This is a genomic window from Actinomycetospora sp. (assembly GCF_055612215.1).
In genome coordinates this window covers 1-4,711 of the sequence record NZ_JBVPVA010000785.1, presented here as the reverse complement: position 1 = coordinate 4,711, position 4,711 = coordinate 1, and the positions used below count along the sequence as shown (strand labels likewise).

The window sequence follows — 4,711 nt, the reverse complement described above, 5'->3', positions numbered from 1 at the left end:
CCCGGATTTCGGCAGGTGTTCGTCGATCACGCTCGATGAGGACTACGTCGAGATCTGACGCCCTCGGACGAGCACTCGTGGTCGTCACACACAGCAGAAAACCGGGTCCGCAGGACCCGGTTTTCTGGCATCTGTCCGCAGGAGCGCGGAGCAGCACCTACACCGTGAAGCCGAGCGCGCGCAGCTGCTCGCGGCCGTCGTCGGTGATCTTGTCCGGGCCCCACGGCGGCATCCAGACCCAGTTGATGCGGATGTCGTCGACGAGGCCGCCGCCCGGGCCCTGGGTCAGGGCCGCGCGGGACTGGTCCTCGATGACGTCGGTCAGCGGGCAGGCCGCCGAGGTCAGGGTCAGGTCGAGGGTCGCGACGGTGCCGGCGTCCTCGGTGTGCACGTCGATCCCGTAGAGCAGGCCGAGGTCGACGACGTTGATCCCCAGCTCGGGGTCGACGACGTCGCGCATGGCCTCCTCGAGGTCGTCGATGGAGGGCGTGTCGGCCTTCGGGGCCGCCGCCTCGGGCATCCCCTCGGCGCCGCGGGGGGTGTCGGTCTCGGTCACGGTTGTCCCTCCAGCTCGGGAGCGTTCGCGTCAGCCTGGGCCACCGCGTCCTTGAACGCCATCCATCCCAGCAGCGCGCACTTCACGCGGGCCGGATAGGCGGCGACACCGGCGAACGCGACGGCGTCGTCGAGCACGTCCTCGTCGGGCTCGACCTGGCCACGGCTCTGCACCATGGCCTGGTACGCGGCGAGCACCTCGAACGACTCGCCGACGGTGTGCCCGACCACGAGGTCGTTGAGCACCGACGTCGCGGCCTGGCTGATCGAACAGCCCAGCGCGTCGTAGGAGACGTCGACGACCTTCGCGTCGGGCCCCGAGCCGTCCAGGTTCACCCGCAGCGTGACCTCGTCGCCGCACGTCGGGTTCACGTGGTGGACCTCGGCGTCGAACGGGTCGCGCAGGCCGCGGCCGTGCGGGTTCCGGTAGTGGTCCAGGATGATCTCCTGGTACATCGTCTCGAGCTTCACGGCGTCAACCTCCCACTACAGCGCAACGCCGCCGGCGCCGAAAAAGTCCTGGACGCGGCGCACCCCGTCGAGCAGCGCCGCCACCTCGTCGAGGGTGTTGTAGACGTGGAAGCTCGCGCGGATCGAGCTCTGCACGCCGAACGCGCGGTGCAGCGGCCAGGCGCAGTGGTGTCCCACGCGGACCGCGATCCCGGAGTCGTCGAGGACCTGCGAGGCGTCGTGCGGGTGCACGCCGTCGATCTCGAACGACACCGCTCCCCCGCGGGCCTCGGTGGTGCGCGGCCCGATGATCGTGACGCCGTCGATGGCCTCCAGGCCCTCGAGCGTCGCGGCGGTGAGCGCGGTCTCGTGGGCGTGCACGTTCGCCATGCCGATCTCGGAGAGGTAGTCCACGGCGGCACCGAGCCCGACGGCCTGCGAGGTCATCGGCACCCCGGCCTCGAAGCGGGCCGGCGGCGCGGCGTACGTCGAGCCCTCCATGCGCACCAGCTCGATCATCGACCCGCCGGTGAGGAAGGGCGGCATCGCCTCGAGCAGCTCGCGCCGCCCGTAGAGCACCCCGATCCCCGAGGGGCCCAGCATCTTGTGCCCGGAGAACGCGGCGAAGTCCACGCCGAGGGCGTGCACGTCGACCGGCGTGTGGGGCACCGACTGGCAGGCGTCGAGCACGGTGTACGCGCCGACGGCCTTCGCGCGCTCCACCAGCGTGGCCACCGGCGGGACGGTGCCCAGCACGTTGGACTGGTGGGTGAAGGCGACGACCTTCGTCCGCTCGTTGATCACGTCCTGCGCCTCGGGCGAGTCGAGGTCCAGCCGCCCGTCGCGCATCACGGAGAACCAGCGCAGCGTCGCCCCGGTGCGCCGGCACAGCTCCTGCCACGGCACGAGGTTGGCGTGGTGCTCCATCTCGGTGACCACGACCTCGTCGCCCGGCCCGATCCGGAAGCGCTGCGCCGCCGGGTCGTCGGACGTGGTCGCGTTGGACATCGAGTACGCGACGAGGTTGAGCCCCTCGGTCGCGTTCTTGGTGAAGACGATCTCGGAGGTCTCGATGCCGGGGTCGGCGCCGATGAACGCCGCGGTCCGGGAGCGCGCCGACTCGTAGGCGTCGGTCGCCTCCTCGGAGAGCGCGTGCGCCCCGCGGTGGACCGCGGCGTTGGAGGTCTCGAGGAAGGTCCGCTCGGCGTCGAGGACCTGGCGCGGACGCTGCGAGGTGGCGCCCGAGTCCAGGTAGACCAGCGGCTTCCCGTCCCGGACGGTGCGGCTCAGGATGGGGAAGTCCGCTCGGATCTTCTCGACATCCAGGGTCGCACCCGCTGTCGTGGGTGCGAACGTGGTCATGCCGGCTGCTCCTCCTTGTCGGAGCCGAACGCCCCGACGAACCGCTCGTAGCCGTTCTCCTCGAGCTCGTCGGCGAGCTCGGGGCCGCCCGACTGGGCGACGCGTCCGTTGACGAACACGTGCACCTTGTCCGGCGCGATGTAGCGCAGGATCCGGGTGTAGTGCGTGATGAGCAGGACGCCCACGTCGGACTGGGCCTTGTAGTCGTTCACGCCCTTGGACACGACGCGCAGGGCGTCGACGTCGAGGCCGGAGTCGGTCTCGTCGAGCACCGCGAACTTCGGCTTGAGCAGCGAGAGCTGCAGCACCTCGTGGCGCTTCTTCTCACCGCCGGAGAAGCCCTCGTTGACCGAGCGCTCGGCGAACGCCGGGTCGATCTCGAGGTCCGTCATCGCGGACTTGACCTCCTTGACCCAGTGCCGCACCTTCGGGGCCTCGCCCCGGGTGGCCGTGGCCGCGGAGCGCAGGAAGTTCGACATCGAGACGCCGGGGACCTCGACCGGGTACTGCATGGCGAGGAACAGGCCGGCGCGGGCGCGCTCGTCGACGGCCATCGCCAGGACGTCCTCGCCGTCGAGGAGCACCTGCCCCTGCGTGACGACGTACTTCGGGTGACCGGCGATCGAGTAGGCCAGCGTCGACTTGCCGGAGCCGTTCGGGCCCATGATCGCGTGGGTCTCGTTCGAGTTCACCGTCAGGTCGACGCCGCGCAGGATCTCCTTCGGGCCCGACTCGGTCTCGACCTCGACGTGGAGGTCGCGGATCTCGAGGGTGGACATCAAGCCTCTTTCACTACGAGTACGTGTGGTGGTGGTCGCTCAGGCCGATCGCGTGGGACGCGGGGCTACGCCCCGACGACCTCGAGCTCGGCCTCGATGGCCGCCTCGAGCCGTTCGCGCAGCGCCGGGACGCGGACCTTCTGGATGACCTCGCCGAAGAACCCGCGGACCACGAGGCGCCGCGCCTGCTCCTCGGGGATCCCGCGCGCCATCAGGTAGAACAACTGCTCGTCGTCGAACCGTCCCGTGGCGCTCGCGTGACCGGCGCCGACGATCTCGCCGGTCTCGATCTCGAGGTTGGGGACCGAGTCGGCCCGGGCGCTGTCGGTGAGCAGCAGGTTCCGGTTGAGCTCGTAGGTGTCGGTGCCCTCCGCGGCCTTGCGGATCAGCACGTCGCCGATCCACACGGTGTGCGCGGGCTGGTTGCCCTCGACGCCCTGCAGCGCGCCCTTGTAGACCACGCGCGACCGGCAGTTCGGGATCGAGTGGTCGACGAACAGGCGCTGCTCGAAGTGCTGGCCGCCGTCGGCGAAGTAGAGCCCGTCGAGCTCCACGTCCCCGCCGGGGGCGCGGTAGTTCACCGTCGGCGAGAGCCGGACCAGGTCGCCGCCGAGGGTCACCGAGGTGTGGCGCAGGGTGGCGTCCCGGCCGATCCCCAGGTGCGAGGCGCCGACGAACACCGCGTCGTCGGCCCAGTCGTGCACCTCGACGAGGGTGAGCTGGGCGGCGTCGCCCACGACGAGCTCGACGTTGGCGCCGATCGTGCCCGAGCCCCGGTGGTCGAGGACCACGACGGCCTCGGTCTGCGGCTCGAGGCGGACCTGCAGGTGCAACCAGGCGGTGTTGCCCGCGCCGGGGCCGGTGGTGGTCACCGTGATCGGGCGGTCGGCCGGGCGGGGCCCGGTCACCGTCACCACGGTGGCCTCCGTCGCCGACGCCCAGGCCTGCGCGGCGACGCGGTCGGCGGGGATGCCGCCGTCGCCGAGCCGCGGGTCGTCGAGACCCACGGTCTCGACCCGGGCGTCGTCGCCGAGGTCCTCGGTCACCGCGTCCTGGTCGGCACCGCTGCCGAAGCCCTCGCTGACCTCGATCGAGGCCGAGGCCGTCGCGGTGGCCGTCCCGTCGTGCAGGCCGCGCAGGCGCCGCAGCGGGGTGAACCGCCACTGCTCCTCGCGACCACGGGGCACCTCGAAGGACTCGACATCGTAGGAGAGGTGGCGCTCCTCCCAGGGCGCGAGCGCGGGCGAACCGGGCCGGGACGCCGGCGGCGAGGCGGCCGCGATGCCCGGGTCGTACTCCTCCGCGGAGTCGGCGGGGGCGCTGATCACGCCTCCGCCGACCTGGGCCGCGGCGCCGTCGTCGGGCGGGGTCACTAGCCCACCGCTCCTTCCATCTGCAGCTCGATCAGGCGGTTGAGCTCGAGCGCGTACTCCATGGGCAGCTCGCGCGCGATGGGCTCGACGAACCCGCGCACGATCATCGCCATGGCCTCGTCCTCGGTGAGGCCGCGGGACATCAGGTAGAAGAGCTGGTCCTCGCTGACCTTCGAGACGGTCGCCTCGTGG

The 4,711-nt window shown here is 71.3% G+C and carries 6 protein-coding genes; all 6 read right to left on the bottom strand.

Annotation, left to right across the window (positions count from 1 at the left end):
• Positions 1-157: 157 nt before the first annotated feature.
• Complete coding sequence (locus tag AC0CYZ_RS21490) at positions 158-520, bottom strand: metal-sulfur cluster assembly factor (RefSeq protein WP_472219064.1); 363 nt, start codon at positions 518-520, stop codon at positions 158-160.
• Between the two features lie 32 nt (positions 521-552).
• Entirely contained in the window at positions 553-1,026 is a 474-nt protein-coding gene (gene sufU / locus AC0CYZ_RS21485; RefSeq protein WP_472219060.1) for a Fe-S cluster assembly sulfur transfer protein SufU, read from the bottom strand.
• Between the two features lie 15 nt (positions 1,027-1,041).
• On the bottom strand, positions 1,042-2,367 hold the full coding sequence (locus AC0CYZ_RS21480; protein WP_472219058.1) for a cysteine desulfurase: 1,326 nt from the start codon (positions 2,365-2,367) through the stop codon (positions 1,042-1,044).
• Complete coding sequence (sufC, locus tag AC0CYZ_RS21475) at positions 2,364-3,146, bottom strand: Fe-S cluster assembly ATPase SufC (protein ID WP_472219056.1); 783 nt, start codon at positions 3,144-3,146, stop codon at positions 2,364-2,366. The genes AC0CYZ_RS21480 and sufC overlap by 4 nt, the downstream gene beginning before the upstream one ends.
• A gap of 65 nt (positions 3,147-3,211) precedes the next feature.
• On the bottom strand, positions 3,212-4,429 hold the full coding sequence (gene sufD / locus AC0CYZ_RS21470) for a Fe-S cluster assembly protein SufD (RefSeq protein ID WP_472219062.1): 1,218 nt from the start codon (positions 4,427-4,429) through the stop codon (positions 3,212-3,214).
• An 89-nt stretch (positions 4,430-4,518) separates the two neighbouring features.
• Positions 4,519-4,711: SufD family Fe-S cluster assembly protein (locus tag AC0CYZ_RS21465; RefSeq protein WP_472219054.1), on the bottom strand; the 193-nt coding region annotated here is incomplete at its 5' end.